We start from the raw sequence: 4,844 nt of genomic DNA, 5'->3' as shown, positions 1-4,844 counted from the left end.
ACCACCGCGTCAGTCCCCGACCCTACTCAGGAACCCGAAGAGTTTCGGTTCAATAACTACGCGGCATTGGCCGGGCAGGGTGGCCTGATGGCGGTGGTCCTTCAGCGGCGCTGCCGCGGAAGGACCACCGCTGGCTCTACTCACCGGAGACTTCCGCGCTGCGACCCGTGGGCCGGGGAGACCGGAGTGCCAGCATGTCACGGCACTCCAGGTGGTTGGTCATGCGGGGGCGGTGACGGGTGCGGGTTCCCGGTGGGCTCCCCGCAGTCGGCGTGATGGCTCGTCATCCCACTCGTCGTGCCGGGGGGCGGCCTTGGCCTGGCCCGGCCGGTCTTGGTGTTTCTTCCTCTGCACCGGTGCCCGGGTATGGCACCGGACTTTGGTGCTGCGGGTGTCTGTCCCGGAACGGTTCCGGGGGTGGGTGTGGTGGAGCGGTCGGGGTCAGTGGTCGTAGGTGTAGTGCTTGGTGTGGTCGAGCATGTCGGCTGGGGTGACGTTGTTCCAGGGGCGCATGGTCTCGTTGAGGTCGACGACTTGGGGGGTGTTGCTGGTGGGGAGGTAGCGTGAGGTGGGGTGCATGCGCTGCCATTCGGTCCACAGTTTGTCGATGAAGCAGTGGTGCAGCCAGAAGGCGGGGTCGTTGGGGGAGGTGCCGGTGGCCATGTGGCCGCCTATCCAGACGTGGACGCGGTTGTGCAGGTTCACCTGGTTCACTCCGCGCCAGCCTTCGAGGTGGTTGCGGAAGCCGTTCGAGGCGCTGTTCCAGGGGGCTGTGTCGTAGGTGGGCATGGCGAGGACGGCGTCGAGCTCGGCGCGTGTGGGTAGCGTGCGGACGCCCGCCCCCAGTTCGCGCTGGAGGTAGGGGCGGTTGTCGACGTTGACGTTGATGTTCCACTGGCCGGTGGAGTAGGCGAACGGGCCGGTGGTCACCTGCGCGTCACGGCTGCGGCCGTTGCCGCCGAGGAAGTCGGCGCCCCAGAGGGAGGCGTCCGCGGTCCGGTCGGTGGTCCAGTCCCAGTAGGGGAGTGTCACCGAAGAATCGATTCTCTGCAGTTCCTGCTCGAACTGTATGAGGAAGCGGCGGTGCCAGGGGAGGAACGAGGGGGAGCGGTGGCCGACGCGGTCGGTGCTGTCGCCGTCGCTCATGATGAACGCGTTGTGCGTCCGCACGAATTCGTCGTACGTGCCGTTCTTCTTGAGCGCCAGTACGGCGTTGACGAAGTTGCGCTTCTCCGTGGCCGTCAGGCTCGCCTGGTTCTTGCGCACTGCCATGGGGCGGTGTCCTCTCGGGTCGGGGCCCGGGCCGTGACCGGCCGGGCGGTCGGTGGTCGGCCGGGATCAGGAGGTGGTGAGGGGGACGAGCGTGGCGCCCCGGAGCTTGTCGACGGCCGCGCGGGTGAGCATCAGCGGGTCGGGATGGGGCTGGTAGTGGTTGACGACGCTGATCCAGGTGTCGTCGGCGTTTTGCATGATGTGCAGTTCCTTGCCGTCGATCGCGACGGTGAAGCCGCCGTGGTGGGCTTCGTGGCCGTTCGTGGCGGGTGTGCCGACGATGTGCCGGCCTTGGTAGACCTCGTCGAACGGCCGGGGGTCGCGGGCCTCGTGACCGGAGTGGTCTGCGGTGTGTGCAGAGGGCCTCCCGGCCGCGGTTGCGGCCGGGGCGGTCAGTACGGCCCCTGCTGCCGCAACAGCGGCACCCCTGATCACAAGGCGACGGGTGATGTTCTTCGGCATGGGTAATCCCCCAGAAAATCCCGTTAGTTGGAAGCAAGATCGTCATGAACAGCCTCAATGCCCGTTTAGGGAGGGCTGAGGCGGTTGTCTGTCATATTTCATGATCAATCCGTGCAGCCAAGCTTGCATGACCACAAGAGGAGGGGGAGCCGGGCGCCGTGGATGCGGGTGCCTGTGGGTGAGAATTCAACCAATGCTGCAGGAAAGCTTCCTGGACGGTGCCACCACTGGATGCGGGTGCCGGAGAATTTGCACACCAACAGCGAGACGCGCGAAGGATATTGCGTGTACTCGCCTTCTAAGTGACACCTCTCACAGAGCGGGTGCAGTGAGAGCGGGAGGGCGCGCACAAGGCGGTGTGGAGGCGGCTGGAGACAGACACAGGCACAAGGCTGCGCGATCACCTGGGTTCCTGTGCCTGGATGGGGTGGGCTCCCCGGCCCCTCCGACGGGCCGTCATCACCGACACATCGGCGACCGGGTCGTCTTCAGCAGACCCACCCGGGCGTTGGTCCTCGAGTGCGGATCGGGAAGTGGCCGGCGAATCATTCGGCGACGACGATCCGTGGCAGGCGTGACCAGCGGATCGCGGCCGCCTTCGAACACCTGGAGCCGATCGTGCGGGAAGCCCGTGACGGCTCCGCCGCACTGGAGCCGTCGGACCCACCGGCCGACGATTGCCACACAAACGCACCTTGCAACAAGGACGTTGAACGCGCCGGCAGGCACGGTCCTCCACCCGGGCAAAGCGAGAGTGCTGCTCATTTTCCACAGGCCGCGACGGCGCGTGGCCATCGGGTCCGGTCCGGCGGTCGAGGGCCTGAGGTGCGAGACCGCCCTTGCGGGGATCAATTCGCACGGGTGCGGTTCGTTTCGAGGGAAGATCGTGATCAGGCGCTGAGGTCGTAGTCCTGCTGGTTGGGGGTGGGATAGAGGCGCTGGTGCTCACGCACGGCGTGGAAGCGCATGTAGGCGTCGAGGTCGCTGTTGGCGGCCAGGGTGCGGAGTTGGAGGACGGCTTCGGCACCGATAAGTCCCCAGCGGGCACCGGTGATGTCGAGGCGGTCGTTGATCAGGTGTCGGCAGCTACCCTCGATCGCGCCGGTGGCAATGGGCCATCCTCTGGCCAGGGCGGTGTCGTAGCGGAGCTGGTCAAGGTGACCGGTCAGGTAGCGGTGGCAGGTGACGACGGCCGCGCGCCGGGCCGCGGGAAGTCGTTCCTGTTCGGCCTGGGCAGTCATCTCGTCGGCCGTGCGGGCGGCATGGCCGGCGAGGATCGAGGTCAGCCGGTCGGCTGCCCAGGCTTCTGTCTCGTTCGCGTCTGCGGGGGAGAACGCGCGGGCGGCAGCCCAGACATGCTCTGCGACGTGGACGAAGTCGAGCAGGATGTGCACGGCGACGCCTCGTCGGGCGGCCTCGGCGTGGATCACGTCGAGCTGGTGGCGGGCGCCGTCGGCCAGTACGACCCACGGCCGCAGATGGGCAGGGTCGCGGGCTTCGGCCTGGGCGAAGGCATCCGCGATCACCGCCTCCGGCGAATGGATGAGCGAGGCTGTGCACCACTTGTTCTCGGCCCGTGGTCCCGGGCGAGGAGTGCGCTCGCCGCTGCGGCCACCGGGCGGGTGGATCACATCGTGCGGGCGCCTCGGGGCGGGAAGAACGTCGAAGACGCAGGCCACCGTGGCCACACCGGTAGGCCGCCCGCGAGGTTCCTGTTTGTGCAGGTCCTTTTCGGGCGGCCCCCGGTCCGAACCACGCGGGCATCTTTCGATGCACGTGGCTCTCCAGTGACTATTCCGTGGATGTCGCGGTGGGTTGCTGCGCGTGGATGGCCTGATGGCAGGTGGTGCAAACCACAAGGGTCTTTCTGCGCATTCGGGCCATGAGTTGCGCCCACGCGGGCTGTGATCGCTCCGGTTGTGTGAGGTCGGCGAGGTTTCGGACTTGGTGGACTTCCACCGCCGTCTTCTGCTCGCACCACTCACACCGGCCCGCCTGGAGCCGGGAAATCAGCTCGTTTCGACGGGTGACCGGGGCTGGTCGGCGGTCGACAAGGAGCGCCTTCTTCTGCCTTTTCAGGGGGATGCCGCCGAACCGGGCGACTCGTGGTTTCCTACCAGGGCGTTCGACGCTGGCCTGGAAGCAGGTGCGTGGCCCGTGCGGGGTCTCGATGGTGGACTTGTACTTGCGTGCCATCTTCGACACCGTCGAACCGTGCTTGGCGGCCAGCGTCTTGAGCATTGAGGTCTTGGCGACCCATTCCAACCGGCTCAGTCTCCAGACGTCGCCGGCCAGCATGTAGTACTGGATCAGACCCCGGTACTCGGCCCCGTAAATGCTGATGATCCTGAGGTCGTCATGGTTCATCAACTCGGGGCGCCGCTCGGGTTTTCCGCGTTTAAGGTAGGGGGTGCACTTGGTCTTGATCACCGACCGTGGAACGCGCAGCCCGATGGTTCCGTTGACCGTTGGGCGGTCGCGGCTGTGCTGGACAGTGATCTCGTAGCCGAGGAACATCGCGGCTTTCGTCCGGCCATGAGTGATCACGGTCTTATCCTCGTTCAGTTCCAGCTTGAGATCGTCACGCAGGAACGCCGCGAGGCGGGCCTTGATTTCTTCGGCTTCGGCCTTGGGTCCGGCGAACCCGAGGAGATGGTCGTCGGCGTATCGGACGTAACGCAGCCGCCGGTAGCCGGGATCGTATGGATCTCGACAAGGCAGGCCGCGCTGCTGTTTCCACAGCTCCCGCACAACGGCTCGGTCACCGCGTTTGCGAGCACGCCACATCCCCTGGGCCATCTTGAAGTACGCGGGATTGTTCTTCCTGCGCTTTCCTCGGGTGTACTCAGGAATCAGTACTGTCTCGACAAATTTGTCCAGCCGGTCCATGTAAATGTTGGACAGAAGGGGTGAGAGTACGCCGCCTTGCGGAGCACCGCTGAGCGTCGCATTCCATACCCAGTCTTCCAGGTATCCGGCTTGCAGCATCTGTTTGATGAGCCGGAGGAACCGGTTATCGTGGATTTTCTCCCCGAGAATCGTGAGCATCGTCCTGTGGTCGAGGCTCCCGAAGCAGTCGGAGATGTGTAAGGTAGGCCGCCGACGAGGTG

4 protein-coding genes are annotated in these 4,844 nt (G+C 65.8%); all 4 read right to left on the bottom strand.

Annotated elements, in window-relative coordinates:
• Positions 1-441 precede the first annotated feature (441 nt).
• Positions 442-1,272, bottom strand: a complete 831-nt coding sequence (gene melC2 / locus ACLHRZ_RS36625) for a tyrosinase MelC2 (protein ID WP_490422914.1) — start codon at positions 1,270-1,272, stop codon at positions 442-444.
• Between the two features lie 66 nt (positions 1,273-1,338).
• Positions 1,339-1,734 (bottom strand): apotyrosinase chaperone MelC1, encoded by a 396-nt coding sequence (gene melC1 / locus ACLHRZ_RS36620; protein WP_490422913.1) that lies wholly within the window; start codon positions 1,732-1,734, stop codon positions 1,339-1,341.
• Between the two features lie 890 nt (positions 1,735-2,624).
• Positions 2,625-3,593 (bottom strand): ISKra4 family transposase, encoded by a 969-nt coding sequence (locus ACLHRZ_RS36615; RefSeq protein ID WP_490422912.1) that lies wholly within the window; start codon positions 3,591-3,593, stop codon positions 2,625-2,627.
• A partial coding sequence (locus ACLHRZ_RS36610) for a reverse transcriptase domain-containing protein (protein WP_490422911.1) occupies positions 3,526-4,844 on the bottom strand: 1,319 nt, incomplete at its 5' end. The genes ACLHRZ_RS36615 and ACLHRZ_RS36610, both read right to left, overlap by 68 nt.

This window comes from Streptomyces sp. AM25 (assembly GCF_058146165.1).
Note: the sequence above shows the minus strand (reverse complement) of the source record. Positions and strands in the feature narration are given on the sequence as shown.

What these genes read in the sequence shown, in the direction of transcription:
- melC2 (WP_490422914.1), bottom strand. Translation starts at nt 1,272, where the DNA reads ATGGCAGTGCGCAAGAACCAGGCGAGCCTGACGGCCACGGAGAAGCGC.
- melC1 (WP_490422913.1), bottom strand. Translation starts at nt 1,734, where the DNA reads ATGCCGAAGAACATCACCCGTCGCCTTGTGATCAGGGGTGCCGCTGTT.